The organism is Pseudoxanthomonas sp. 3HH-4 (genome assembly GCF_006716465.1).
GTDB lineage: Bacteria > Pseudomonadota > Gammaproteobacteria > Xanthomonadales > Xanthomonadaceae > Pseudoxanthomonas_A.
This window is the reverse complement of record NZ_VFPB01000006.1, coordinates 124,298-150,796: the sequence shown is the minus strand read 5'-3', so window position 1 is coordinate 150,796 and position 26,499 is coordinate 124,298. Positions and strand designations below refer to the sequence as shown.

Sequence of the window (26,499 nt, the reverse complement as noted above, 5' to 3'; positions counted from 1 at the left end):
GTCAACGCAGTCCGCACCCCACACGTGCCATCCGCCGCCACGACGACGGGTAACATACGGCAATGCTTCGGCGCCTCACTCAACATGCGATGTTCAGGCAAGGCGGCAGCTTCATCGCCGTCGGCATGGCGCAGTTGCTGCTGGACTGGCTGGTCTTCGTCGCGCTCACCGCCCTCGGTGTACCCGCCGCACCCGGCAACTTGGCCGGACGCGCGTGCGGCGCGCTGCTGGGCTTCTGGTTGAATGGCCGGGTGACGTTTGCGCAGGCCGGTGCCGCGCGGCTGGGCTGGTGGCGCTTCACCAAGTTCCTGCTGGTGTGGGTGCCGCTGACGGCAATCAGCACACTGACGGTCACGTGGGTGGCGTCTTCACTGGGACTGGCGCACGCCTGGCTGGCCAAGCCACTGGTGGAAGGCGTGCTGGCGGTGGTCGCGTTCTTCCTGTGGCGGCACATCGTCTACCGCTAGGTCCGGAAACGGAAACGCCGGCGCAAGACCGGCGTTCCCATGACGCGATGGCGATGGACCTCAGTGCTTGAGGTTCTTGCGCAGGCGCTCCAGCGCGCTGAGCTGGGCGATGCTCATGGCCAGCTGGGCCTGGGCTTCTTCCACGCTCATCTTCGGGTCCTTGTGGGACAGCACGCGTTCCGCTTCTTCCTTGGCCTTGCGGACCTGCGCTTCGTCGATGTCGGTCGCGCGCACGGCGGTGTCCGCCAGCACGGTGACGACCTGCGGCTGCACCTCGAGGATGCCGCCGGAGATGGCGAAGTCCAGATGCTCGCCGCTCGGCAGCGTCACCACCACCTTGCCCGGCTTCAGGCGGGTGATAAGCGGCGCGTGCTTCGGCGCGATGCCCAGCTCGCCCAGTTCGCCGGTGGCGACGACCAGGGTGGCTTCACCGTGGAAGATTTCCTGCTCGGCACTGACGATGTCGCAACGGATGGTGCTCATGGAACTCTCTTTGCCGTTTGGGGCGGACCGAGGCCCGCCACCGGTTGCCACGAAGGTGGGCCGGGGCCCACCCTACGCGCTTACGCCTTCTCGGCGAGCTTCTTGGCCTTCTCGACGGCCTCTTCGATGCCGCCGACCATGTAGAACGCCTGTTCCGGCAGGTGGTCGTACTCGCCGTCGACGATCGCCTTGAAGCCGCGGATCGTGTCCTTCAGCGAGACGTACTTGCCCGGCGAACCGGTGAACACTTCCGCCACGTGGAACGGCTGGCTGAAGAAGCGCTCGATCTTGCGCGCGCGCGACACGGCCTGCTTGTCTTCTTCGGACAGCTCATCCATGCCAAGGATGGCGATGATGTCCTTCAGTTCCTTGTACTTCTGCAGCGTCGACTGCACGCGGCGAGCGGTGTCGTAGTGCTCGTGGCCGATGACGTTCGGGTCCAGCTGGCGGCTGGTCGAGTCGAGCGGATCCACGGCCGGGTAGATACCCAGCGAAGCGATGTTGCGGCTCAGCACGACGGTCGCGTCCAAGTGGGCGAACGTGGTGGCCGGCGACGGGTCGGTCAGGTCGTCCGCGGGCACGTACACGGCCTGGATCGAGGTGATCGAACCGGTCTTGGTCGAGGTGATGCGCTCCTGCAGGACGCCCATTTCCTCGGCCAGCGTCGGCTGGTAGCCCACGGCCGACGGCATGCGGCCGAGCAGCGCGGACACTTCGGTACCGGCCAGCGTGTAGCGGTAGATGTTGTCGACGAACAGCAGCACGTCCTTGCCCTTGCCCGACGCGTCCTTCTCGTCGCGGAAGTACTCGGCCATGGTCAGGCCGGTCAGCGCGACGCGCAGGCGGTTGCCCGGCGGCTCGTTCATCTGGCCGTACACCATCGCGACCTTGTCGAGGACGTTGGAGTCCTTCATCTCGTGGTAGAAGTCGTTGCCCTCGCGGGTACGCTCGCCCACGCCGGCGAACACGGACAGACCCGAGTGCGCCTTGGCGATGTTGTTGATCAGTTCCATCATGTTGACGGTCTTGCCGACGCCGGCGCCGCCGAACAGGCCGACCTTGCCGCCCTTGGCGAACGGACACATCAGGTCGATGACCTTGATGCCGGTTTCCAGCAGGTCGTTGGCCGAGGACTGGTCCTCGTACGACGGGGCCGAGCGGTGGATTTCCCAATGGTCGGTCGCCTGCACCGGGCCGGCTTCGTCGATCGGGTTGCCCAGCACGTCCATGATGCGGCCCAGCGTGCCGGCACCGACGGGCACCGAAATGGCCTTGTCGGTGTTCACGGCGATCAGGTTGCGCTTCAGGCCGTCGGTGGAGCCGAGGGCGATGGTGCGGACGACGCCGTCGCCGAGCTGCTGCTGCACTTCGAGCGTGATGGCGGTGTTTTCCACCTTCAGCGCGTCGTACACCTTCGGCACTTCGTGGCGCGCGAATTCGACGTCAACCACCGCGCCGATGATCTGAACGATCTTGCCCTGACTCATTGCTGCATTCCTCTAGATGAATTCTTGTGACTACGCGCGTCAGACTGCCGCCGCGCCGCCGACGATTTCGGAAATTTCCTGGGTGATCGCCGCCTGGCGGGCCTTGTTGTAGACCAGCTGCAGGGTACCGATGAGCTTGTTGGCGTTGTCGCTGGCGGCCTTCATGGCCACCATGCGCGCCGCGTGTTCCGACGCGATGTTCTCCAGCACCGCCTGGTACACCAGCGACTCGATGTAGCGCGTGATCACGTGATCGAGCACGGTCGCGGCATCGGGTTCGTAGATGTAGTCCCAGTCGTGGTGCGCCACCTGCGTCTCCGCCGCCGGCAGCGGCAGCAGCTGGTCGAACGCCGCACGCTGGGTCATCGTGTTGACGAAGTCGTTGTAGACGACGAACACGCGATCTAGCTTGCCTTCGGTGTACGCGTCCAGCATCACCTTGATCACGCCGATCAGCTGGTCGAGCTTGGGCGAATCGCCCAGGTGCGACACGCTGGCCAGCATGTCGACCTTTACCCGGCGGAAGTACACCGAGGCCTTCTGGCCGATGGTGACCACGTCGACCTCGACGCCCTTCTCGTTCCACTGGCGGATCTCGCCGAGCATCTTGCGGAACAGGTTGTTGTTCAGGCCGCCGGCCAGGCCGCGGTCGGACGACACGATGATGAAGCCGACGCGCTTGACTTCCTTGCGCTCCACCATGAAGGGATGCTGGTAATCGGTGTTGGCCTGCGCCAGGTGGCCGATCACCTGCTTCATCGCGCGTGCGTACGGGCGCGAGGTCTTCATGCGCTCCTGCGCCTTGCGGATCTTGGAGGCCGAGACCATCTCGAGCGCGCGCGTCACCTTGCGGGTGTTCTGCACGCTCTTGATCTTGGTTTTGATTTCGCGTCCGCCTGCCATGTCTACTCGCTTCGCTCGCGGTGATTCGTGATTAGTGATGGGTGATTCGTGGGCCCCGTGATCCGCCGTTGCTCCTGCGAATCACGAATCACGAATCACATACCACGGCTTCGTTACCAGGTACCGGTCTGCTTGAACTCGGCGATGCCCTTCTTGAAAGCGCCTTCGATCTCGTCGTTCCAGTTGCCGGTGCTGTTGATCGTGTCGACCAGCGCGCCCTGGGTGTTGGTGAAGTGCGCGTGCAGCGCTTCTTCGAACGCCAGGATCTTGCCGACCGGCACGTCGTCCAGGTAGCCCTCGTTGACGGCGTAGATGGACAGCGCCTGCAGGGCGATGGACATCGGCGCGTACTGCTTCTGCTTCATCAGCTCGGTGACGCGCTGGCCGCGCTCCAGCTGCTTGCGGGTGGCTTCGTCCAGGTCCGAGGCGAACTGCGCGAACGCCGCCAGCTCACGGTACTGGGCGAGCGAGATGCGGATGCCACCCGACAGCTTCTTGATGATCTTGGTCTGGGCAGCGCCACCGACGCGCGACACGGAGATGCCGGCGTTCACGGCCGGGCGGATGCCGGCGTTGAACAGGTCGGTTTCCAGGAAGATCTGGCCGTCGGTGATCGAGATCACGTTGGTCGGCACGAACGCGGACACGTCGCCGGCCTGCGTTTCGATGATCGGCAGCGCGGTCAGCGAACCGGTCTTGCCGGTGACCTTGCCTTCGGTGAACTTCTCGACGTACTCCTCGGATACGCGGGCGGCGCGCTCGAGCAGGCGGGAGTGCAGGTAGAACACGTCGCCCGGGTAGGCTTCGCGGCCCGGCGGACGCTTCAGCAGCAGCGAGATCTGGCGGTAGGCCACGGCCTGCTTGGACAGATCGTCGTACACGATCAGGGCGTCCTGGCCGCGGTCCATGAAGTACTCGCCCATGGTGCAGCCGGAGTAGGCGCTGATGTACTGCATCGCGGCCGACTCGGAGGCGGTGGCGGCGACGACCACGGTGTGGGCCAGCGCGCCGTTCTCTTCCAGCTTGCGCACGATGTTGGCCACGGTCGAGGCCTTCTGGCCGATCGCGACGTACACGCACTTGATGCCGGTGCCCTTCTGGTTGATCACGGCGTCGATCGCCATCGCGGTCTTACCGGTCTGGCGGTCGCCGATGATCAGCTCGCGCTGGCCGCGGCCGATCGGGATCATCGCATCGACGGACTTGTAACCGGTCTGCACCGGCTGGTCGACCGACTTGCGCCAGATCACGCCCGGGGCCACGCGCTCCACCGGCGCGGTCAGCGAGGTGCCCAGCGGGCCCTTGCCGTCGATCGGCTCGCCCAGCGCGTTCACCACGCGGCCGAGCATTTCCGGACCGACCGGCACTTCCAGGATGCGGCCGGTGGTCTTGGCCACGTCGCCTTCGCGCAGGTGCTCGTAGTCGCCCAGGACAACCGCGCCCACCGAGTCGCGCTCCAGGTTCAGCGCCAGTGCGTAGGTGCTGTTGGGCAGCTCGATCATTTCGCCCTGCATGACGTCGGCCAGGCCGAAGATGCGCACGATGCCGTCGGACACGGAGGTGACCGTGCCTTCATTGCGCGACTCCGCGGCCAGCTTGACCTTCTCGATACGGGTCTTGATCAGGTCGCTGATTTCAGAGGGGTTGAGCGTGGTAGCCATGGGTAAGTCCTGTGTGCCGGCTCGCGCGCGGCGGTTCAATGGGAATTCAGTGCGTCAGCGCTGACTGCAGGCGCGCCAGCTTGCCTTTCAGCGAGCCGTCGATCACCACGCTGCCGGCATCGATAACGGCGCCGCCGATCAGCGATGCGTCGACGGCCGTCTCGATTTCGACCTCGCAGCCGAAGCGCTTCTTCAACGCGGCCTTGATCACGTCCAGCTCGCCGGCCGGCAGTGTCGTGGCGGAGGTCACCTTCGCCTTGACGATGTGCTCGGCCTCGGCGCGCAGTTCCTCGAACAGGCCGGCGATCTCCGGCAGCTGGGGCAGGCGGCGCGCGTCGGCGAGGATGCCCAGGAAGCGGACGAACGTCTCACTCGCGCCCTCGGGCGCGAGCAGGGTCACCGCATCGGCGTGCAGCAGCTGCGGATTGGGCAGCAGCGCGGCCACGCGCGGGTCCGCCGCGACATGCGCGGCGAAACCCAGCGCCTGCGACCAGGCGGCGAAGTTGCCTTCGTCGCGCGCCGTCGCAAAGGCGGCGCGGGCGTAGGGGCGGGCGACGGTAAGGGCCTGGCTCATCGATCAGCTCGTCCGGATCAGATTTCGGCGGCGAGTTCGTCGAGCAGCGCCTTGTGGGCGTTGGCATCGATCTCGCGCTTCAACAGCTTCTCGGCACCGCTGACGGCCAGCGCGGACACCTGCTTGCGCAGGTCCTCGCGGGCACGCGTGGCGGCGGCGTCGATCTCGGCTTCGGCCAGCGCCTTCTGGCGGTTGGCTTCGGCGATCGCATCATTCTTGGCCGCATCGACGATCTGGTTGGCGCGCGCATGGGCCTGGTCGATGATCTCGTTGGCCTTGACGCGGGCTTCCTTCAACGCCTCGTTGACCTTTTCCTGGGCCTGCGCCAGATCCTTCTGGCTGCGGTCGGCCGCGGCCAGGCCTTCAGCGATCTTCTGCTGGCGTTCTTCGATGGCAGCCAGCAGCGGCGGCCAGATTTTGGTCGCAATGATCCAGATCAGGCCGGCGAAGGCCAGCGCCTGGGCGAACAGAGTGAGATTGATATTCATCGTAAACCTGCCGGTGATGAAGGGCCCGCGCACATCGCGCCGGCCCAGCTACGCCTGGTGACTGACCGCGGACGAAAGCCCGTGGTCAGGCGTGCACGCGACGGATCAGCCCGCCAGCTTGGCCAGCTGTTCGGTGAAGATCGTGATGAACGGGCTGGCGAAGGCGAACAGCAGGCCCACGGCGACCGAGATGATGAACGCGGCGTCGATCAGGCCGGCGGTGATGAACATGCGCACCTGCAGGACCGGGATCAGTTCCGGCTGGCGGGCAGCCGATTCCAGGAACTTGCCGGCCATGATGGCCAGACCCAGACCCGCGCCCAGCGCGGCCAGGCCGATCATGATGCCGATGGCGAGGGCGGTCGAAGCCTGGACCTGGGCGAGGTTGGTGAGGATGCTTTCCATGGTGATCTCCGGAACTTAAGTGCTTGAAAGGTGATGGTACGAAGGAAACGGTGAAGCGGAAACGTTAGTGGCTGTCTTCCGACAAGCTGAGGTAGACGATCGACAGCATCATGAAGATGAAGGCCTGCAGCGGAATGACCAGCAGGTGGAACAGCATCCAGCCCAAGCCGAATGTCGCGCCGCCGAGCATGCCGAGGATGCCCGCGCCGCCCAGCACCCAGATCAGCAGGAAGACGATTTCGCCGCCGAACATGTTGCCGAACAGTCGCATCGCCAGCGAAATGGGCTTGCTGACCCATTCGACAATGTTGAGGATCAGGTTGAACGGCATCATCCACTTGCCGAACGGCGCCGTCAGGAACTCCTTGGCGAAACCGCCCAGGCCCTTGGAACGGAGCGCGAAGATCAGCATCAGGAAGAACACGCTGATCGACATGCCCAGGGTGGCATTGACGTCGGCGGTGGGCACCGGCTTCCAGTAATGCACGCCCATCAGCTCGAGCGGCTTGGCGATGAAGTCCGCCGGGATCATCTTCAGCAGGTTCATCATCAGGATCCAGAAGAAGATGGTGATCGCGATCGGCGTCACCAGCTTGCTGGTCCCGTGGTAGGTGTCGCGGGCCTGCTTGTCGACGAACTCCAGCATGATCTCGACGAAAGCCTGCCACTTGCCCGGCACGCCAGCCGTGGCCTTGCGCGTGGCCATCCAGAAGGCGAACACGATCAGCAGACCCATCAACACGGCGGTCACGAAGGTGTCGACGTTGATCGTCCAGAACGGACCTTCACCGCCCACCTGGGCCGTGAGGTTCTTCAGGTGGTGCTGGATGTAACTGGTGGGAGTAAGAGCCTCGCCCGCCATGAGTCGGAAACCTTTCTAGTTGGGTTATCGCTGCTTGCCGGTCGCGACCAGCACCTGTGCCACCAGTCCGGTGATCACGCCTGCCAGCAAGGGCAGCGGGGGCAGCTTGTAAAGCCCCGCGCCCATCACCAGCACGCCAATCACCACGACCCACTTCACCACCATTCCCGCCACCAGCCTCAGGACCGCCGAAACGGCGCCGAGTACGCCACCGCCGAAGGCCATCCAGGCCGCCAGCAGCGCGCCGGCCACGATTGCTGTCCCACCCACCGCCGCCGCCAGTGCCTGGGGCAGGCCCCAGAGCAGGAAAAGTGCCGCGACCAGCAGCACGGCCAGCCCTTGCCAAGCGGCGGCGCGCAATACCAGCCGCCGGCCCGCAGCGACGGAATTCAGCACACGAAAGCCCTACGGAATTGGCGGGATACAAGGCGGTAAAGCGCCTCGCCGAGCCGTAAAAGTATAGCAGCGGGACAATTTCCGGGACAACCGCCAAAGGTCGAAACCGCGAGTTCGGCGCCGGATTCCGCCAAAGCCAACGGGGACAAGGCTGTAACCGTTTCCCCTGTTCAGAATTTTCCGCAGGATTTCCCGGAACTTTGACGAAAACCGTCTGTCAGTCCCTCTGAGACCTGCCGCTCAACTTCCTCGTCCGATGCTCCGTCGCAGGTTCTCCAGAAGCCCCGGTTGCCCCCGGGGCTTCCTTTTTTCCGGGGGGAAACGCTGCGGAGAGGGCCACTCGTTCAGTCAATTCACTCCCTGTCGACCCGGGGATGGCGAACGTTGGGCTCTCCACACCCAACCGCATGGAACCCATGAGTCGCCACATCCCCCGCCGCACCGCCGCATCGGTGTTCTGCTGCCTGTCCCTCGCCATCATCACCTCCATCGCGTCCGCACAGGAGGTTTCCGACGACGCCCGCTTCGAACTGAGACTCTCCGCATTCAATCCCGAGGCAAACATCCGCTTCACCGGCGATGCCGTGGCCACCAATGGCGAGCGAACGGAGGAGTTGGGTGCGGCCGGGGAGATCAATGCCGACGGCCGCTGGCGCCCGCGCGGCGAGCTCACCTTCAAGATGACGCCCCGCCAGTCGCTCCGCCTCGACTATTACGACTATCGACGTGATCAATCGTGGGGCTTCGATGGCGATTGGGTCGATCCCGGCACGATCTTCGACGAGGTCGAGATCCCGGGCGAGCCGGTTGAGGTGCCTGCCGTCGACGTGTCGGGCCGCATCAGCTTCGAACTTGCCAGCCTCAACTACGAGTTCGCGACGGTCGATACGCCACGCTTCCAGTGGGGTCTCGGTGCCGGCATCACCCATGCGACGCTGGCGGCGCGCGGTACCGCCACCAGCGCGGGTACCGGCGACATCGACCCGCAGTGGGAAGAACTGGACTGGAAGCGCGACGGCACCTCGCCGAACCTGCACACCCGGGTGGCATGGTCGCCGACGCCGCGCCTGCGCATCGAAGCGCAGGGACAGTATCTGGATACGCGCTGGGGCAACTTCATCAATGAGCGCGGGCATTTCGAGCGCGGCGGCTTGCTGGTCGAGTACCGGGTAACCGAGCGGATCGGGGTGCATGTGGGCTACGACTGGTTCCGCCTGAAGCTCAGCGACAACTATCGCGGTTCGTTCGAGGCGCCGGTGGAGTCGGGTATCGGCACGGTGGATGTCGCGGGCAGGGTCACGGGCGAGTTCAAGGTGCATGGCCCGATGGCGGGCGTGTCGGTCCGGTTCTGACCCGGTCGCACAAGGCGCGCCCGGCGCCGAACACACCTGGGCCGCCTTGGCCAGCCATCCAGGTATCCCACCCCGACCGATAGGCAATATTTATCGGTAGCAGCGGATCATTCCATTGGACAGCGGCAGCTTGGCCCCCATAATGAGATCAATTCTCATCTGGAGCCCGTCGTGAACAAGACCCTGAGCTTCGCGATCCTGCATTTCTCGGTGGCCTTCACCCTGGGCTACCTGTTCACCGGCAGCCTGCTGGTGGGCGGCATGCTGGCGTTGATCGAACCGGCGACCAACACGGTGGTATTCCACTTCCACGAAAAGGTCTGGAAGCGGATCGAGGCCCGCCGGGCGGCGAAGGTGATGCCCTTGCCGGCCTGACCTGGATCACCCGAAGAAAAAGGCCACGCATCCGCGTGGCCTTTTCGTTTCCATCCCGCCGACGCTTACTTCTTCTTCGGGATATACAAGTCGGTGATCGTGCCTTCGTAGACCTCGGCCGCCATCGCCACCGATTCGCTGAGCGTGGGGTGCGGATGGATGGTCGCGCCGATGTCGCCGGCTTCCGCGCCCATCTCGATCGCTAGCGCGAGTTCGCTGATCAGGTCGCCCGCATGCACGCCCACGATGCCGGCACCGATGATGCGGTGGGTGTGCTCGTCGAAGATCAGCTTGGTCGAACCTTCGCCGCGACCGATGCCGACCGCGCGCGCGGACGCCACCCAAGGGAACTTGCCGATGCCGATCTTCAGACCCTTGGCCTTGGCTTCGGTTTCGGTCACGCCCACCCACGCAATCTCCGGATCGGTGTAAGCCACCGACGGAATCACCCGCGCCACCCACTCCTTCTTCTCGCCGGCCGCCACTTCCGCAGCGAGCTTGCCTTCGTGCGTGGCCTTGTGCGCCAGCATCGGCTGACCCACCAGGTCGCCGATGGCGAAGATGTGCGGCACGTTGGTGCGCATCTGCGCGTCGACCGGGATGAAACCGCGGTCGGTAACCGTGACGCCGGCCTTGTCGGCATCCAGCTTGCCGCCGTTGGGCGAACGACCGACGGCGACCAGCACACGGTCCCAGGTGCCTGATTCGAGTTCCAGCTTCTGGCCTTCGGTGGCGCTCTCGAAGTGCACGGTGATGCCCTTCTTGGACGCCTCAACCTTGGCGGCCTTGGTCTTGAGGTGGACGATGACGCCCTGCTTCTTCAGACGGTCGGCCAGCGGCTTCACCAAGTCCTTGTCGGCGCCCGGCATCAGCTGGTCCATGAACTCGACCACGGTCACCTCGGCGCCCAGCGCGCGGTACACCGTCGCCATTTCCAGGCCGATGATGCCGCCGCCGACGACGAGCAGCTTCTTCGGTACCTCGGCCAGCTGCAACGCGTCAGTGGAATCCATCACGCGCGGGTCGTCCCAGGGGAAGTTCGGCAGCTTCACCGCCTGCGAACCGGCGGCGATGATGCACTGTTCAAAGCGCAGCAGCTGCGTCTTGCCATCGCTGCCGGTGATCTCCAGTTCGTTCGGCGACACGAACTTCGCCACGCCCGTCACCGTGCGCACCTTGCGCTGCTTGGCCATGCCGGCCAGGCCCTTGGTGAACTGGCCGACCACCTTGTCCTGCTTGAAGCCGCGCAACTTGTCGAGGTCGATCTTCGGCTTGCCGAAGCTGATGCCGATGTCGTCGGAATGCGATGCCTCGTCGATCAAGGCCGCTGCATGCAGCAGTGCCTTCGACGGGATGCAGCCCACGTTGAGGCAGACGCCGCCGAGCGCTTCGTAGCGTTCGATGAGGACCGTATCCAGACCGAGGTCGGCGGCGCGGAAGGCCGCCGTGTAGCCACCCGGGCCGGAACCGATCACGACGATGCGGCACTCGATGTCGGCCGGCTTGCCGGTGCCCAGCGCCGGCTTCGGCGCCGACGTGGCGGGCGCAGCAGGCGCGACTGGCGAGGGCGTGACCGGTGCGGGCTTGACGGGGGCCACCGCGGCGCCCTCGCCTTCGATGATCGCCACCAGGCTACCCTCGGCGAGTTCGTCGCCGAGCTTGACCTTGATCTCCTTGATCACGCCGGCGGCGGGCGACGGGACTTCCATCGTTGCCTTGTCCGATTCCAGCGTGACCAGGCCCTGGTCCTTCTTCACCGTGTCGCCGACCGCGACCAGGATCTCGATGACCGGCACGCCGTCGTAGTCGCCGATGTCGGGCACCTTGGCCTCGATCAGGCCAGCACCGCCGGATGGCGCGGGTGCCGCAGGAGCGGGCGCCGACACGGCAGGCGCTGCCGGTGCGGGAGCAGGCTTGGCGGGAGCTGCCGGGGCAGGCGCAGACGCCGCGGCGCCTTCGGCTTCCAACACGGCCACCACGCTGCCCTCGGACAGCGTGTCGCCCAGCTTCACCTTGAGTTCCTTTACCACGCCGGCGGCCGAGGACGGCACTTCCAGCGTGGCCTTGTCCGATTCCAGCGTGACCAGGCCCTGGTCCTTCTTCACCGTGTCGCCGACGGCGACGAGGATCTCGATGACCGGCACATCGCTGTAATCGCCGATGTCGGGGACTTTGACTTCGATCGTGTTCGCCATACCACTCTCTTTCGTAGGGTGGGCCTTGGCCCACCGTGGTTTGTTCGGGTCGGTGGGCCGGGGCCCACCCTACGGACTTACAGCAGCACGCGGCGCATGTCGGCCAGCAGCTGGGCGAGATAGGCGGTGAAGCGCGCGGCGGCGGCGCCGTCGATCACGCGGTGGTCGTAGCTCAGCGACAGCGGCAGCATCAGGCGCGGCTGGAACTGCTTGCCGTCCCAGACCGGCTGGATCGACGATTTGGACACGCCGAGGATGGCGACTTCCGGCGCATTGACGATGGGCGTGAACGCCACGCCGCCGATGCCGCCGAGCGAGGAGATCGAGAAGCAGCCGCCGGACATCTCGGCCGGGCCGAGCTTGCCATCGCGGGCCTTCTTCGCCAGTTCGCCGCTTTCCTGGGCGATCTCGTTGACGCCCTTCTTGTCGACGTCGCGGATCACCGGCACGACCAGGCCGTTCGGCGTGTCGGCGGCGAAGCCGACATGGAAGTACTTCTTCAGGGTGAGGTTTTCGCCGCTGGCATCGAGCGAGGCGTTGAAATCGGGGAATTTCTTCAGCGCGGAGACACTGGCCTTCATCAGGAAGGCGAGCATGGTCAGCTTGATGCCGGCCTTTTCGTTTTCCTTGTTCAACGCCACGCGAAGCGCTTCCAGGTCGGTGATGTCGGCATGGTCGTGCTGGGTGACGTGCGGGATCATCGCCCAGTTGCGCGCCAGGTTGGCGCCGGAAATCTTCTTGATGCGCGACAGCGCGACGACTTCGGTTTCGCCGAACTTGCTGAAGTCGACCTTCGGCCACGGCAGCAGGTTGAGGCCACCACCGGCCGCGGCCGGTGCGCCCGCAGCAGCAGGCGTCGACACGCCACCGGCCAGCGCGCCCTTGACGTACTTCTGCACGTCTTCCTTGCTGATGCGGCCACCACGCTCGCTGCCGCTGACCTGGTTGAGGTCGACACCGAGCTCACGCGCGAACAGGCGCACGGCCGGGCTGGCGTAAGCGACCTTCTCGGGGAGCACGCGGTCGGCGTTGAACTCGACCGGCGGCGTGCGCGGCGGCGAGGCTTCCGGGTCGATGCCCGGCTTGTCGTCCAGCACGCGCGAGGCAGTGGGGGCGAAGGCCGGCGCGGCGCGCTCCTGCGCGATCTCGCGCTGAGTGATCTTGTCGGGGGTCGGCGATACCGCGACCGGCTCGACCTTCGCGCCGGTTTCAGCGGTGGCGGTCGGTGCGGGTGCGGCGACGGGCTTCGCCTCGGCGGCGCCTTCGCTCACTTCGATCAGCGCCACGATCGCGCCTTCGGCGATCTCGTCGCCCAGCTTGACCTTGATCTCCTTCACCACGCCGGAGAAGGCGGACGGTACCTCCATCGTGGCCTTGTCCGATTCCAGCGTGACCAGGCCCTGGTCTTTCTTCACCGTGTCGCCGACGGCCACCAGGATCTCGATCACCGGTACGCCGTCGTAGTCACCGATGTCGGGGACTTTGGCTTCCTTGATGTCGGACATGGCGTTACTCCGGTGTGGGCGTGAAGAGGGGAACCCCTATTGTGTCCGCAGCGGCGCGATGCGCCAACCATTCCTTGGTGTTAATTGCTGTCCATGGCGGGACATTCCGGCCTGCGCGGCACGTACTGGTATCGCTTTGGTCGGACTGCCGCATGAGCCTGCCGTCGCAATACGCAACCGCATTGTTCATCCGCCACGCCTCGTCGTGCGTATCTGGATGCGGTGTTCACAGGCCCATGCCTAGCATCGCCGCCTATCCAACCAAGGAGATTCCCATGCGCTGGCTCGTCCTGCTGCTGTCGCTCGCCATGCCCGTCGTGTCCTGGTTGTCCCAGCAAGGGATGTTCGGCCCCACCAACGGCGCCATCTCGGACCGTTATCCGACGCTCATCGTCGCGGCTGGCTATGCATTCGCGATCTGGGGCCTGATCTTCCTGTGGGACGTCGCGTTCAGCGCCTGGCAGGCGTTCTCGCGCCGCGCCGTTGCGACACCGCTGGCGGGGATCCGGCCTTGGGCGGCGGCCGGGTTCGCACTGACGGCGGTCTGGATGCCGGTGTTCTCGCTGAAACTGTTCTGGCTTGCGCTGCCGATCATCTGGGGTGCGCTGGCTTGCCTGCTGGTCTGCGCGCTGACGCTGTCGGCGGCGCGCACCGAGACGCCGGGTTCGACGGTCTGGGCGTGGGCACCGTTGTCGCTGCATGCGGGCTGGCTGTCGATGGCCGCCTTCCTCAACACCGCGCAGGTGATCGTGGCGTACCGACTGTTGCCCACCGGCGCCATGCTGCCGTGGACGCTGGTGCTGTTCGTCGCCGCGGCCGCATTGCTGCTGTGGGCCAACCACCGCATGCGCGGCAACCTGCCGTTCGCGGCGGCGGCGCTGTGGGCGTTGGCGGCGGTGTACGTGAAGCAGTCGGACTGGACGTTACGCGGCAGCGACACCGCCGCCATGGTGGCGATTGTCGTCGCCATCGTGCTGGCCGCGCAGACCGCGTGGCTACGCCTGCGTCCGCAGCCCCGTGCCTCCTTGGGCTGAGCCGGCCAGCCACGGCGTCAGTACGCTCCAGGCCTCGCGCAGCGCCTCCAACCCCATCGCCGCATGCGCCGGACTGGTCGATGGCAGGGCGACGCACTGCACGTGCACTCGCAATGCCTCCGGCCATTGTGGTTGCACATGCCGACGGAACAGCGACGATGCCGTCGCGCCATTGAACGCGATGGCGCGCAGTCGCGGCAGCGAAGCGATCAACGGCACGAGTGCGTTGGGGCGCTCGCTGCTGCGCACGATCGCGCTGTCCAGGCTGCCGGCACGGCGGCATTCGCCGATCACGTCCCACAGGCCGATCCCGGCCCCCTGCACCCCAGCAAGCCGTTCCTCATAGGACGCGTCTGGCGAGATGCCGGCCAAGGTCGTCATGACCGGCCAGAAGCGGTTGCGCGGATGGGCGTAGTAGCGCGCGACCTGCAGCGATGCCGCACCCGGCATCGATCCCAGCACGAGCACGCGGCAGTCGGGCGCCACCATCGGCGGCAGTCCGGTCAGCAGGTCGTCCACGCCTCACCCGCCTGCGGTCTGCCAGGGCTTCACCACCAGCAGGGCGCCCGCCACCACGAGTAGCAGGCCGAACACGCGCAGCGCGTCCACCGGTTGCCGCGCATGCAGCACACCGAAGTGGTCGAGCACCACCGACCCCACCAGTTGCCCCGCCACCACCAGGCAGATCAACGACGCTGCTCCCAGGCGGGGCACCAACAGGGTGGCCGAGGCGACGAACACCGCCCCGATCACGCCCCCGGTCCATGCCCACCAAGGCACCTTGCCCAGCGCGGCGGGCACGAACACCGGCCGGCTGAGCCACCACCACGCCAATAGCACCCCGGTTCCGACCATGAAGGACGCCAGCGCGGCGAACACGGGACCGAAGGTCTGTTTGCCGAGCGACGCGTTGATCAATGCCTGCAGCGGCAACAGCATGCCGATGAAGAGGGCCAGGGCCACGCCGGTCGCGTTCATGCGTCATCTCGTCCAGTACAGAAGGACGAACGATACGCCACGTGGCGTCAATGCATGCGCGTCATGCGACCTGCTTAACGCTGCCCTGCCGCTTCGACACTGCGCGTTGCAGCAACACCATCGACACCAACAGCATCGCCATCGGTGCCAGCAGCAGGTAGAAGGCACGCGATCCGTCGAAATGCGCGAACAGCTGACCCGTCACGTACGAACCGGTGGTTCCCCCCAGCGCGGAAAACACCACGATCAGCCCGGTCATCGCCGCATGCCGCGACTTCGGCAGCGCGCTGAGCACCACCGAATTGATCGCCGGATAGATCGGCGCCATCAGCAGGCCGATCATCGGGAATACGTAGGCGGCCGCAGGTGCATTCCACCAGGTCATGCCCTCGCGCGCCTGCACGTTCGCCGCCAGCGGCAGCGCCAGCAGCACCAGCACCGCCATCGCCACCACACAGGCCGACAGCAGCCAGAACCAGGGGATCCGCCGAAGCAGCACACCGCCTCCCAGCCGCCCCAACGCCAGCGAGCCGGCGAAGATGCTCGCCGCCTGCACGCTGAGCGTGGTGGGCAGGTGCAGGATCTCGCGATTGAACGTGGGTAGCCACGTATTGATGGCTTGCTCCATCAGCACGTAGAGGAACGCCGACACCAGGAACACCGCCACCAGCGGCAATGCCAGCAGGCGGAACATGTCGATGAAGGATTCACCCGCCGCATGGCCATCCTGCGCCGCGCGCTCGTCCAGCGTGCAGGTCGCCAGCAACACGATCACCGCAATGCACAGCGCCGCCAGCACCCAGTAGACGTCCAGCCAGACCGGATCGCCCGGCGCGTCGGCATTGATGAAGGCGGCGAACAACCACGCGCTGCCGAGGATGCCGACCATGAACCAGCCTTCCACCGTGCTGGTCAGCGCGGCATGTGCCTTCGCATCGTCGGTCAGCAGGCCGATGCTGGAATACACCGACACCTTCACCAGCGCGAACGCCACGCCGACCGTGGCGAACAACAGCTTGGTCGCCCAGAACGCCTGCAGCAGCGGCATCGCGACGCAGGCGGCGGCGACGAGCAACAGGCCGAGCATCATCGCCCGGCGGTAGCCCAGCCGCGGCAGGAACGACGCCACCAGGAACGAGGTGATCGCGATCGGCAGGTCCTTGAACGCCTCCAGCAGGCTCGCATCAGCCTTGCTGATGCCGAAGCCCTGGATGGACTGCAGGATCACCGTGCCCACGGAGTTCAACAGCATGGCGAAGATCATGTAGGTCAGGATCATCGCCAGGATCATGCGGGTGCGCGTCATGGGCGGTACCGGTCGGGTCGGACGCATCCTAGCCGCATCGGCCGGCGTGCGCGGGAACGGCCACACCTTGCGGCGCAGCGCGTTGGAAAGGGATCCGCCGCCGCGCCGGGGAGAGACGACGCGACGACGGAAGACGGCCCGCGCGAGCGCGGGCCGCGGTACGTCACCAGCGGTAGGCGACGGAAGCCTGGTAGGACGTGCCTTCCAACGGACGGCCCATGAACACGCCACCGCTGGTCGCATTGCCCAGCACACGGGCATTGCCCTCGGTCAGCGCGATCTCGTCGGTCACGTTGCGGCCCGAGAAGGTGAACTCCCAGTTCTCGCCTACATGCGCGCTGGCTCCGATGTCCCATGTGTCGTATTCGGGAAGCACTTGGCCGTTGGCCGGATCGGAGTAACGGTCGCCGACATGCGTATAGGTGGTGAACACCTTCAGGTCGCCCCATGGCATGGACCAGTAGTAGCTCGGTGTCAGCCGTGTGCGGAACTTCGGCTGGCGCACCACCTGGTTGCCGTCGAACGTGGAGAAGTCGCCGTACTTCGCGCGAAGCCAGGTCGCGTTCCAGGCCAGCTCGAAACCGCCGATGGGCCGCCACGCACCCTCGAACTCCAGGCCACGCGCCTTCGAGTCGCCGATGATCACGACGTTGTTGCCGTTGTTGTCGAACGCCTGGTACCGCAGGCCGGTGAAGTCGTTGTAGAACGCGGTGAGGTACATCTCGTACGTCTCGCCGCCAGCCTTCAGGCCCAGCTCGTACTGGTCGATCTCGGTCTTGTTGTTGGCGCCGTCGCGCAGGTTGTCGAACTGCGGGAAGGTGAAGCCCGAGTTGACGCGCCCGAACAGGCTGACGCTGTCGTTGAGCGTGTAGTTCAGGCCGGCCGTCCACGACACGTCGCTGTCGTTCTGGTCGATGCTCCGCGGCGTGGTCGAGACCGAGGTGGTGTTGTCGTACAGTGTGTTCGGGTCGCCATCCAGGTCGACCGTGACCGGATCCCACACCGTTCCGTTCACTTCCTGCCTCTCGTAGCGCACGCCGGCATCCAGGCGGATGCGCTCGTTGACGGTCCATTCGTCGGCGATGAAGAAGGCGGTGTTCTGGCCGTCGTAGTCGCCGCGGATGTTGTAGAACGCCGTACCGACGAAGCCGTCACGCGTGGCGACCTGGCCATTCGACAACGCCAGGTTCACGCGGCGCGCGTTGTCCTGTGCGGTGAGCAGCATGTTGTTGCCCAGCCACCAGCGGTCCTTCGACGAATAGTCGGCGTAGTACATGCCGAAGGTCAGGGAGTTGCTGTCGGTCAGGTCGATACTGAAGCGAAGATCGTTGGTGAACGAGCTGATCTCCTTGTCCACCACCCAGAAGCCGGCGGTCAGCACCTGCTGGTTGGGGTCGACCGTGCCCCCGCCGTTGACGAATGTGCCGGTGCCGGTGACGCCCGCGCCGTACGTATCGGTGATGTACGACGACAACGTCTGCGGGTTGGCGCCGGTAAACAACGCGTAGGTCGGCGCATCGCCCTTGAGGTAGTTGAACTTGTCGCTGATGGTCCAGTTGCCCACATACCAGTCCAGCGAACCGCCGAACACGTCGATGTCCACGCCGCGGCCGTCGGCCAGGTCGCGCGTCATCGTCTGGTTGCCGACGCCGGTCGGCAGGGTCACGCGACGGAAGTCGTCGCCGACCAGCGTACCCGTGGTGGCGTCCAAGCCCGGGAAGCTGGAAATGTCCTTGCCGTTGTTGCGCGAAACCAGCGGCACCGCCGTATAGAAAGTGTTCTGGTCGTCGGTGTGACGCGCATACAGGTTGAACTCGCCTTCGGCCCAGCGCTTGGTCAGCGTGGCGCTCAACTGGCCACCCTTCTCCACCGGGAACCCGGTCTGGCGCACGCCATCGGTCTCGCGGTAGAAGCCGCCCACGCTGTAGTACCAGCCACTGTCCGTACCCAGCGGGCCTCCGCTGTAGAAATCGACCCGGCGCAGACTGTCGGTGCCCAGCGTCAGGCGCACCAGGCCTTCGGGCGTGTCCTCGCCCTTCTTCTGGATGAAGTTGACCGTCACGCCGGGCTGCCCGTTCGAGTAGATCGGGCTGGGACCGCCGCGCAGGCCTTCGACGCGCGCGATGGTGTCGTCGATGCGGAACAGCGTGGTGTTCTCGAGGAACGACAGCGTCGGCGGTGGGAAGATCGGCGAGCCGTCCAGCTGCAGGGTGAAGAACGGCGCGTCGCCCTCGGATGGCATGCCGCGCACGAAGACGTTGGCGCCGGTGCCGCCACCGCTGGCCTCGGCCCAGACGCCCGGCACGATCTTCAGCAGGTCGGCCGTGCTGGTGGGCGCGGTTTCCCGGATCTGCTCCGGCGTTGCCGTGCTGATCGAGAAACTGGCGTCGCGTTTGCGCAGGCCCTTGAACTTGGCCGTACCGCTGACGACGACGGCGTCGAGTGTCGTCGCCTCGTCGTTCGCGGGCGCCGGGGCGGATTCCTGGGCGCTCGCCAGTACCGGCGCGAGCGCCAGCGCGATGGCGGCCGACAGGGCGTAGCGCATCGGGTGCTTGGTGTGTTGCATGGTCTCTCCCTCCACGTAGTGCGTTTGTTGTTGTAGTGACAGGCTGCCGCCGTGGCTTCTGTGGCCGCGTGCGGTCAAGGCGAAACGAACGTCCTCAGGTTGAAATCGGCGATGCGGGGAACCACGGCGTCGGCATGCCGCAGCGCGCGGGCATCACCGATGCCCACGGCCGCCATGCCCGCGGCATGGATGGCCTCGATGCCGGCCGCGGCATCCTCCACGCCGATGCAGCGATGCGCCGGCACGCCCAGCGCGGCCGCGACATCGAGGAAGATGGCCGGGTCGGGCTTGGCGCGGACGATGCGGCCGGCGTCGGCGATGTAGTCAAAGCGACCGGCGATGCCGAGCTTCTGCAGCAGCGCAGGTGCATTGCGGCTGGCGGATGCCAGGCCCAGTTTCAGTCCGGCGGCACGCGCGGCATCCAGCACCTCGCACACGCCATCGAACAGGTCCTGCGGCCCGACGTTGGCGATCTCCTGCACGTAGTAGCCGTTCTTGGTGTCGGCCAGCGCGCGCTTCTCGTCTGCGGAGTACGAGCGCGCGGCGCGCTCGAGGATGATCTCCAGCGATGCCATCCGGTCCACGCCCTTCAGGCGCTCGTTGACTTGCAGGTCGAACGGCACGCCGATCTCGTCGGCCAATCGCTTCCACGCCCGGTAGTGCGTGTGCGCGGTGTCGGTCAGCACCCCATCGAGGTCGAAGATCAGCGCATCGCAAGCGCGTGGCAGCGACATCTTCGGTGGCGACGGCACTGCAAGCGGCAGCGCGACCTCGCGCCCCGCCTTCAACATCACCTCGCTGCCGGCGTGACCGAACGCCAGCGCGTCGCCTTCATCGAGGCGATAGCGGGCTCCGCGCGCGTCCACGTCCACCCGCAGCGCGCAACCGCGCCAGCGTAGGTTGAAACCATAGCCCTTCCAGGCAGTCGGCAGCGTCGGCGCGAACTGCAGGCGACCGCCCACGATGCGCAACCCGCCGAAGCCCTGCACCAGCCCCAGCCAGCTGCCCGCCATCGCCGCCATGTGCACGCCGTGGTCGGTGTTGCCATGCAGGTCGTCGAGATCGACACGCAGGCTGGCGTCGAAATAGCGCCATGCCTTTTCTTCGTGTCCGACTTCGCTGGCCAGGATGCCGTACACCGGTGCCGACAGCGTGGAATCGTGGGTGGTTACGGCCTCGTAGTAGTCGAAGTCGCGCCGCTTCGTCCCCAGCGGGATGCCGTCACCCGCCAGCACCATCGCCATCGCCACGTCGGCCTGCTTGCAGACCTGGTGGCGGTACAGCGTCAGCGGATGGTAGTCGAGCAGCAGCGGACGATGCGGCCCTTCGCGCTTCGGGAATGGCCAGCGCGGCTTGGCGAGGAAATCGTCGTCCTGCGGATGGATGCCCAATGCGTCGTCCACCGGCAGGTACATGGCATCGGCCGCGCGCTGCCACAGCGCGACCTCGTCAGCATCGAGTCCGATACGGGCCGCCAGCATGTGCAGCACCTCCGGGCGATCGGCCGACAGCCGGTTCCATGCCTCGACCGCACGCTGCAGGTGCCGCTGCGCCATGCGGTTGGTGTACCAGTTGTTGTTGACCAGCGTGGTGTACTCGTCGGGCCCGGTCACTTCATGGATACAGAACGCGCCGTCGAGGCGCGGATTGAAGTGCCCTGCCTGCGGCCAGATACGCGCGGTCTCGAAAAGAATCTCGGCGCCAGCCTCGCTGAGGAAGTCGAGATCATCGCTGGCGTCGAGATAAAGCCCGATCCCATAAGCGATGGCGGCGTTGATGTGGTACGCCGCCGAGCCGCTGGGATAGTGCGCGGAACATTCACGACCGGCGATGGTGCGCCACGGGTACAGCGCGCCGCGCGGATGGTTCATCGCACGCGCGGTGTCGCGTGCGCCATCCAGCGTGCGATAGCGGTACATCAGCATCGCGCGCGCCACGTCCGGCGCGGTCAACGCCATGACGGGCAGCACGAAGGCTTCGGTATCCCAGAAGCAGTGGCCTTCGTAGCCTTCGCCGGTGATGCCCTTGGCCGCCGTCCCGGTGATGCCATCGCGGCCGGCCGACTGCAGCAGGTGGAACAGGTTGAAGCGCAGCGCCAGCTCCGCGGCCGGATCGCCGTCCACCGACAGGCCTGCGCGCAGCCAGAAGGCCTGCATCGCGTCGGCCTGCGCGCCGGCGATGCCGTCGAACCCTTCGCGCAGCGCCCGCGCCAGCACGGCGTCCACGCCGTCCTGCGTATGGCCATTGCCGTCGTCGTAGGCCACGAATTTCTCGACCACCACCGATGCGCCAGGCATCAGCGTCGCCGTGTAGCGCTGTTCGACACGGCCCGCAGTGGTGGCGGCGCCCTCGAAGACGAGACCGGGCGACAGCCGATGGTGCTGCGCGCATACCAGCACCACGCCACTGTGATGGGTGCGCTGGGTGAGTCGCGCGCCATCGGCATCGGCGTGTTCGTCCGACACCTGCAGATCCGTGCCGCCATGCACGCCGATGCGGGGATCGTCGCCCTGCTCCACCGCCTGGCGCCCGGTCTCGATCGACGAGCACAGCGTCAGCGGACCGGCGTAGTCGATGGAGGCGACTTCGAAGTGGATCGCCAGCAGCGCCCGCTCGGCCAGGGGCACCACGCGACGCGCGCGGATTTCCAGGGTGTTACCCTGCGTGGTCTTCAGGCGCAGGCGACGGTCCAGTGCGCCGGCAGCGAGATCGAGCGTGCGCTCGAAGTCCAGCCACTCGACCTCCTGCAGGCGCAGGGGCGCGTCGCCGAGCTGCAGGCGGATGTGCTTGCCTTCGGCCACCGGCACGCGGGTATCGGTGCTGCGGGTGAAGCCGGGAAAGCGCTCGTGGTAGTGGATCGGGTTCTGTTCGAACACGCTGGACAGGAACGTGCCGTCGCTGGCGCTGTCGCCTTCCTCCAGCGCGCCACGCACACCCAGCGTGCCGTTGGCCAAGGCGAACAGGGTTTCATCGCGCGCGGCACGCGCGGTGTCGACCCCGCGGTGCGTGAGCCGCCACGGATCCTGCCGATCCTGGCCGATATCGCCGACGGTGCCTGCTGCTTCTTTCCTGCCCTGTTCCACCGACATTCCCACGCTGGCCTCTGGTCCTTGCCGGGCTGGCAGCCCGGGCGGAGGCACGCTAGGAGTCGTTGTTATCGATGTCAAGTTATCGATGTCAATTCAGATGGATGACATGCTCCGACACGCGGCGAGGTGCCACGTTCGCACCTCGAAATCTTGCAAATTCAGCAGGTTACATCCCACAGCCGCTTCAGCGGCAGCAAGGAATGTCTACCGGGTAGCCGCTGCGATGCAGCAGCGTCCTGCGCTCAGGTCGTACGGACCACCAGGTGGGTCGGCAGAGTCTCGGATCCGGCCGCTTCGCCCTCGATCAGGGCACGGACCTTGCGCGCCAGCAGCACGCCGGCGTCGATGAAGTTCTGGTGCACCGACGTCAGCGGCGGCACATAGGTGGCGCCCAGGGGTGTGTCGTCGTACCCGATCACCGACACATCCTCCGGTACGCGGCGGCCACGCTCGATCAGCGCGCGGATTGCACCAATGGCCAGCAGGTCGCTGGCGGCGAACAGCGCATCGACCTGGGCATGCGTGTCCAGCAGCGCATGCACGGCTTCCGCCCCCGCTCCGACGGTGAAACTGGCAACGGTGGGGGTCAAGGGCGTGATGCCATGCTCGGCCAGTGTGGCGATGAAGCCTTCGAGGCGCTCGGCGAACTCGCCGTGCGCGGGATCGCCGAGGAACGCCGGCCGGCGGCGACCGAGTGCGATGAAGCGCTCCGCTGCCAGCGCTCCGCCGCGACGGTTGTCACTGCCGACGACGACCTGCGACTCATGCCGGCTGACCGCACCCCAGACCACCATCGGCCGGCCCCAGCGCTGCACCGTGTGCATCGCATCCTCATGCGCGCCCTGCCCCAGCAGGATCACACCGTCGGCGGCCTGCACGTTCGGCAACGCGCCGCCCTGCAGGGAAGTCAGCAGTACGCTGTATCCGGTCGTCGTGAGTTCCTGGGTGATGCCGCCGAGCAGGTCGAGGGGATAGGGACCGGACATCTGGCGCTCGACAGTGGGCTTCATCTCCACCACCACGGCCACGGTCATGCTGCGGCGGAGCTTGAGGTTGCGTGCGCTCACGTTGAACGCATAGCCATACTGCTGCGCGACCTGGCGCACGCGTTCGCGTGTTTCGATGTTAACGAGCGGGCTGTCGCGCAACGCGCGGGAGACGGTGATGGCCGAGACACCGGCCACCTTCGCCAGGTCCGCCATCGTCAGGTGGCCGCCGGGTTCCGGAAGGTCTGTCACGGCACGTGCGATGCGCGGCTTGCGTTTGGCGGGGGGCATGCGGGTCACTTCCGTGCGCGGCTGGCTTCGTAGTGTGCAATATGCACGTCCACCGGCGTGGATGCGATCACCGCGCCGAGGGCGTCGGGCAGCAGCTCGTCCCAGGTCTTGAAGCGCAGACAGGACTTGCCCATGTCCAGCTTCCGGCCAGCGTCGACGTACGCGCCACGCAGAACCGCGTCCTGGCTGGAGTCCGCGTAGCAGCCCATCAGGTACAGCGCGTAGTGCTGCTTCTGCGCTGCCAGCGCGACGTATGACAGCGGTTGCCTGTTGTAGGTCGTCGGATAGCGCGAGAGCGGTATCTCCCAGCTGATCATCCCCCAACGCATCGTCTCCGCGTAGCCTTCGGGCAGATGGCGATTGACCAGCTCGCGCACTCTCGCCACCACTTGCCGCCGCGCCTCGGGCAGTTCCGTAAGATAGCCGTCGACCGTCTCCGCCTTGCTGCTGACCATGGGCATCGCTCCTCCTCCCTGCGACAGTAGCGCGGCCAAGCGCGCACGTCATTCGGAGTCTGCCCAGATCGCGCGCGACAGACCCGGGACAGGTGACGAAAGACCTTCGGCGCTGGACCGGGTGCATGCGCGAGCTGATGGTCAGCGACATGCACGCACGGTGAAGAATCGCCTTCGATTCCACCCGGTTCGTTGTTCGTTCACGTCGCGACGTGGCAGACGTTCATGCGCTGGTGGTTACGGTGCGCTCGCCCTGATCGCGGCGACGCAAAAGATGCGCCGTCCCGCCGCGGGGACATAAGAAAACAACAGGAGACACCCGCATGACTTCGATTCGTACCCTCACGATTGCCCTTGCTTCCCTCATCGCCGCCCCCGCGGCTTTCGCACAGGATGCGACCACGGATACCGCATCTTCTTCCGCCTACGGCAAGCGGTTCGCCGTCGTCGGCGGCGCCGCCATCCTCAAGCCCGACCGTGACCCGGCGCCCGGCTTGAAGATCGATGGTGACGTGGCCCCTGTGATCAGCGCCAGCTGGTACGCCACCGACAACATCGCGGTGGAGCTGTGGGGCGCAGCCGACAAGTTCAACCATCGGGTCAAGGCCGACGGCCCCGGCAAGATCGGCACCGTCGACCAGCAGCCGATCGCGCTGAGCGGCCAGTACCACTTCGGTACACCCGACAAGGTGATGCGTCCGTTCGTGGGACTGGGCTACTACGAGTCCAACTTCAGTGACGAGACCATCGGCGGCGACGGCGCGCACGTGGGCCTGGAAACCGCCAAGGGCGCCATCGCGACGGCCGGCATGGACTTCAACATCAACGAGCGCTGGTTCGCGCGTGCGGATGCCCGCTACATGAAGGGCGATGCCGGCGTGCGTGTCGCAGGCCAGGGCACCGGTGAAGAACTGACGATCGACCCCTGGGTCGTGGGCGTGGGTATCGGCGCGCGCTTCTGATCCATTGCTCCAACGCGTCGATGCGGCGGCGGGCCTTCGGGCCCGCCGCCTTTTCATTGGGCGGGACGGATCACCGTATGACGTGGCCGCGCAGGCGTTGCAAGCGCGTAACGCGCCACTTCACGCCCCAGGCATAAACCAGGTAGTAGCCGAGCAGCAGGCCGGCCACTGCCAGCAAGCTGCCGTGGCCACTCAGCAGCGCGTGGGTCGCCGGCACGCCGCCGCTCCGCCAGTACTGCACCATCTGCACGAATCCCAGCACGATGCGCCCGGCCACGATGGCGACCAGCAGCAACGCCAGCCAGGCATTGGGCTGATAGAACACGCCCTGCGGTGCGACGTCCCAACGCGTGAGCCATACGCCCAGCAGGCCGAGCAAGCTGCCGGCAGCCAGTCCCACGCCGGCACCGACCAGGCTGTCCGGCCACCAGAACAGGCCGAACGCGCTGACCGCGACGAAGATCGCGACCGATAGCAACAGGCCCCATGCGTTGAGCGTCAGCAGCCAGCTGCGTGCCATGCGACGCGCACGGCCGTAGCGGTATCGCTGCCACAAGGAGACGGGCAACAGCACCGCCCACAAGGCAAGCAGCAGGAAGACGAAAAGCAGGACGAGGACGATAGGCATGCGTGCATCATGCCCGAAGGCGGACGAACGGCTTCATGGCGGACAGTACGCCGGACGCTCGGGTCGGCCACGCAGGCGCTGCGGCAGGTAGTAACCCTGCAACAACTGCCGTGCATGGGCGCGCTGGGCCGTGGGTACCAGGTCGCCGACATCGGCGAGCCAGGCATCGGTGCAGGCGGCATCACTGCCGGGACCAGCTGCGCACGCCAGCAAGCCCCGGAAGGCGGCGCGATACCGCTGGAAGCCAGCCCGGCCCATTGGCTCGCCGTGGCCGGGCACCAGCACCTCGAACGGAACACCCTCGAGCGACGCCAGCCCTTCCGCCCACGTCCCGGGACAGGCGGTGTCCAGCAGCGGCACGGGCAAGGTCACCAGGTCGCCGGCGACCAGCACACGCGTACCCGGATCGAACACCCACACATCGCCGCCGCTGACCGCCTCGCGCTGAAGTCCGAGACGTAGCGGCCGTCCATCCAGGGTCCGCATGCCACCCGTGTCCACCGGATGGGTCGGCTCGAAGGCACGGGCACCGTCGATGCGTGCGATTTCATTGCGCCATGCCGGCACCTGCGGATCGTCCACCCGCTCGTGCAGCAGCGTCTCAAGTTGGGTCCGGTAGCGCGCGAGGAATCCATTCCGCTCGGCGACCACCTGCGTGCTCGCATGCACCTCGGCCCGCGGATGCGTCGCTCGCAGCGGAAGGTTGCCACTCACGTGATCGAGGTGCCAATGCGTGTTGACCAGCGCGACGAGCGGCGCGCCGCTGCCCTCCACGAAGGCCTCTATGGTCTCCGCATGGCCGGCATGGCGGCCGGTGTCGATGACGATCCAGCCCGTCCTGCCGCGCAGCAGCACACTGGTGCCATCAGGCTGCTCCCCTGCGACGAAGCGTCCGGGAATGAAGTACACGTCCTTGGCGATGCGCCTGGCACTCTTGTCCGTCGCCGCCGGCACATCCTTCGGCAGCGGCACGCACGCGCAGAGTAGGGACAGCACGGCGGCGAGACAGCGCCCTCGCAAGCTCATCGCGGATCCTCCTGGCGGGACAGCA

At 66.3% G+C, this 26,499-nt stretch carries 25 protein-coding genes; 5 read left to right on the top strand and 20 right to left on the bottom strand.

The window, feature by feature from the left end:
• Nucleotides 1-89 precede the first annotated feature (89 nt).
• Nucleotides 90-467 (top strand): GtrA family protein, encoded by a 378-nt coding sequence (locus FB548_RS17335; RefSeq protein WP_142126050.1) that lies wholly within the window; start codon nucleotides 90-92, stop codon nucleotides 465-467.
• Between the two features lie 60 nt (nucleotides 468-527).
• Here FB548_RS17335 and FB548_RS17330 read toward each other — a convergent pair whose 3' ends face one another.
• The 9 genes from FB548_RS17330 to FB548_RS17290 form a co-directional block, all read right to left on the bottom strand.
• Nucleotides 528-950, bottom strand: a complete 423-nt coding sequence (locus tag FB548_RS17330) for a F0F1 ATP synthase subunit epsilon (protein ID WP_142126049.1) — start codon at nucleotides 948-950, stop codon at nucleotides 528-530.
• Between the two features lie 80 nt (nucleotides 951-1,030).
• Nucleotides 1,031-2,437, bottom strand: a complete 1,407-nt coding sequence (gene atpD / locus FB548_RS17325; RefSeq protein WP_142126048.1) for a F0F1 ATP synthase subunit beta — start codon at nucleotides 2,435-2,437, stop codon at nucleotides 1,031-1,033.
• Between the two features lie 39 nt (nucleotides 2,438-2,476).
• Nucleotides 2,477-3,340, bottom strand: a complete 864-nt coding sequence (atpG, locus tag FB548_RS17320; RefSeq protein ID WP_142126047.1) for a F0F1 ATP synthase subunit gamma — start codon at nucleotides 3,338-3,340, stop codon at nucleotides 2,477-2,479.
• Between the two features lie 113 nt (nucleotides 3,341-3,453).
• Nucleotides 3,454-5,001 (bottom strand): F0F1 ATP synthase subunit alpha, encoded by a 1,548-nt coding sequence (gene atpA, locus FB548_RS17315; RefSeq protein WP_142126046.1) that lies wholly within the window; start codon nucleotides 4,999-5,001, stop codon nucleotides 3,454-3,456.
• Between the two features lie 46 nt (nucleotides 5,002-5,047).
• Nucleotides 5,048-5,575 (bottom strand): F0F1 ATP synthase subunit delta, encoded by a 528-nt coding sequence (locus FB548_RS17310; RefSeq protein ID WP_142126045.1) that lies wholly within the window; start codon nucleotides 5,573-5,575, stop codon nucleotides 5,048-5,050.
• Between the two features lie 17 nt (nucleotides 5,576-5,592).
• Nucleotides 5,593-6,063 carry a F0F1 ATP synthase subunit B gene (locus FB548_RS17305; RefSeq protein ID WP_142126044.1) on the bottom strand — a complete coding sequence of 157 codons (471 nt, stop codon included), beginning with the start codon at nucleotides 6,061-6,063 and terminating at the stop codon, nucleotides 5,593-5,595.
• A 105-nt stretch (nucleotides 6,064-6,168) separates the two neighbouring features.
• On the bottom strand, nucleotides 6,169-6,468 hold the full coding sequence (gene atpE / locus FB548_RS17300; protein ID WP_055939490.1) for a F0F1 ATP synthase subunit C: 300 nt from the start codon (nucleotides 6,466-6,468) through the stop codon (nucleotides 6,169-6,171).
• 64 nt (nucleotides 6,469-6,532) lie between these two features.
• Nucleotides 6,533-7,330 (bottom strand): F0F1 ATP synthase subunit A, encoded by a 798-nt coding sequence (gene atpB, locus FB548_RS17295; protein ID WP_142126043.1) that lies wholly within the window; start codon nucleotides 7,328-7,330, stop codon nucleotides 6,533-6,535.
• A gap of 24 nt (nucleotides 7,331-7,354) precedes the next feature.
• Nucleotides 7,355-7,726, bottom strand: coding sequence for a hypothetical protein (locus FB548_RS17290; RefSeq protein ID WP_142126042.1), 372 nt, complete (start codon nucleotides 7,724-7,726; stop codon nucleotides 7,355-7,357).
• 416 nt (nucleotides 7,727-8,142) lie between these two features.
• Between FB548_RS17290 and FB548_RS17285 the strand changes: the two genes are divergently transcribed.
• Nucleotides 8,143-9,078, top strand: a complete 936-nt coding sequence (locus FB548_RS17285; protein ID WP_142126041.1) for a hypothetical protein — start codon at nucleotides 8,143-8,145, stop codon at nucleotides 9,076-9,078.
• A gap of 171 nt (nucleotides 9,079-9,249) precedes the next feature.
• Entirely contained in the window at nucleotides 9,250-9,453 is a 204-nt protein-coding gene (locus tag FB548_RS17280; protein WP_142126040.1) for a DUF2061 domain-containing protein, read from the top strand.
• Between the two features lie 65 nt (nucleotides 9,454-9,518).
• Here the strand turns inward: FB548_RS17280 and lpdA are convergent, their stop codons facing one another.
• Together lpdA and FB548_RS17270 are read right to left on the bottom strand one after the other, a co-directional pair.
• Nucleotides 9,519-11,648 (bottom strand): dihydrolipoyl dehydrogenase, encoded by a 2,130-nt coding sequence (lpdA, locus tag FB548_RS17275; RefSeq protein WP_142126039.1) that lies wholly within the window; start codon nucleotides 11,646-11,648, stop codon nucleotides 9,519-9,521.
• 77 nt (nucleotides 11,649-11,725) lie between these two features.
• Complete coding sequence (locus FB548_RS17270) at nucleotides 11,726-13,153, bottom strand: dihydrolipoyllysine-residue acetyltransferase (RefSeq protein ID WP_142126038.1); 1,428 nt, start codon at nucleotides 13,151-13,153, stop codon at nucleotides 11,726-11,728.
• Nucleotides 13,154-13,428: 275 nt separating this feature from the next.
• Here FB548_RS17270 and FB548_RS17265 point away from each other — a divergent pair, with 275 nt between their 5' ends.
• Entirely contained in the window at nucleotides 13,429-14,187 is a 759-nt protein-coding gene (locus tag FB548_RS17265) for a hypothetical protein (protein ID WP_142126037.1), read from the top strand.
• Here FB548_RS17265 and FB548_RS17260 read toward each other — a convergent pair.
• The 7 genes from FB548_RS17260 to FB548_RS17230 all read right to left on the bottom strand — a co-directional run bounded on the left by FB548_RS17260 (nucleotide 14,149) and on the right by FB548_RS17230 (nucleotide 23,858).
• Nucleotides 14,149-14,676, bottom strand: a complete 528-nt coding sequence (locus tag FB548_RS17260) for a DNA-deoxyinosine glycosylase (protein WP_142126120.1) — start codon at nucleotides 14,674-14,676, stop codon at nucleotides 14,149-14,151. The genes FB548_RS17265 and FB548_RS17260 overlap by 39 nt on opposite strands.
• A 33-nt stretch (nucleotides 14,677-14,709) precedes the next feature.
• Nucleotides 14,710-15,165: a DMT family transporter gene (locus tag FB548_RS17255; RefSeq protein WP_142126036.1), complete on the bottom strand. Its 456-nt coding sequence runs from the start codon at nucleotides 15,163-15,165 to the stop codon at nucleotides 14,710-14,712.
• Between the two features lie 61 nt (nucleotides 15,166-15,226).
• Nucleotides 15,227-16,471, bottom strand: a complete 1,245-nt coding sequence (locus FB548_RS17250; protein WP_185742159.1) for an MFS transporter — start codon at nucleotides 16,469-16,471, stop codon at nucleotides 15,227-15,229.
• A 163-nt stretch (nucleotides 16,472-16,634) separates the two neighbouring features.
• Nucleotides 16,635-19,037 carry a TonB-dependent receptor gene (locus FB548_RS17245; protein WP_142126035.1) on the bottom strand — a complete coding sequence of 801 codons (2,403 nt, stop codon included), beginning with the start codon at nucleotides 19,035-19,037 and terminating at the stop codon, nucleotides 16,635-16,637.
• A gap of 74 nt (nucleotides 19,038-19,111) precedes the next feature.
• Nucleotides 19,112-22,126 carry a beta-phosphoglucomutase gene (gene pgmB / locus FB548_RS17240; protein WP_142126034.1) on the bottom strand — a complete coding sequence of 1,005 codons (3,015 nt, stop codon included), beginning with the start codon at nucleotides 22,124-22,126 and terminating at the stop codon, nucleotides 19,112-19,114.
• Between the two features lie 242 nt (nucleotides 22,127-22,368).
• Nucleotides 22,369-23,403 (bottom strand): LacI family DNA-binding transcriptional regulator, encoded by a 1,035-nt coding sequence (locus tag FB548_RS17235; protein WP_221625988.1) that lies wholly within the window; start codon nucleotides 23,401-23,403, stop codon nucleotides 22,369-22,371.
• A 5-nt stretch (nucleotides 23,404-23,408) separates the two neighbouring features.
• The gene (locus tag FB548_RS17230) at nucleotides 23,409-23,858 is read right to left on the bottom strand and encodes a DUF1801 domain-containing protein (protein WP_142126033.1); all 450 of its coding nucleotides are present in this window, start codon (nucleotides 23,856-23,858) and stop codon (nucleotides 23,409-23,411) included.
• 323 nt (nucleotides 23,859-24,181) lie between these two features.
• On the opposite strand from FB548_RS17230, the gene FB548_RS17225 reads away from it, so the two are divergent.
• Complete coding sequence (locus tag FB548_RS17225; RefSeq protein WP_142126032.1) at nucleotides 24,182-24,820, top strand: OmpW family outer membrane protein; 639 nt, start codon at nucleotides 24,182-24,184, stop codon at nucleotides 24,818-24,820.
• Nucleotides 24,821-24,890: 70 nt separating this feature from the next.
• Here FB548_RS17225 and FB548_RS17220 read toward each other — a convergent pair whose 3' ends face one another.
• Complete coding sequence (locus tag FB548_RS17220) at nucleotides 24,891-25,448, bottom strand: DUF1453 domain-containing protein (protein ID WP_142126031.1); 558 nt, start codon at nucleotides 25,446-25,448, stop codon at nucleotides 24,891-24,893.
• A 33-nt stretch (nucleotides 25,449-25,481) separates the two neighbouring features.
• Nucleotides 25,482-26,474 carry an MBL fold metallo-hydrolase gene (locus FB548_RS17215; protein WP_142126030.1) on the bottom strand — a complete coding sequence of 331 codons (993 nt, stop codon included), beginning with the start codon at nucleotides 26,472-26,474 and terminating at the stop codon, nucleotides 25,482-25,484.
• Nucleotides 26,475-26,499 lie beyond the last annotated feature (25 nt).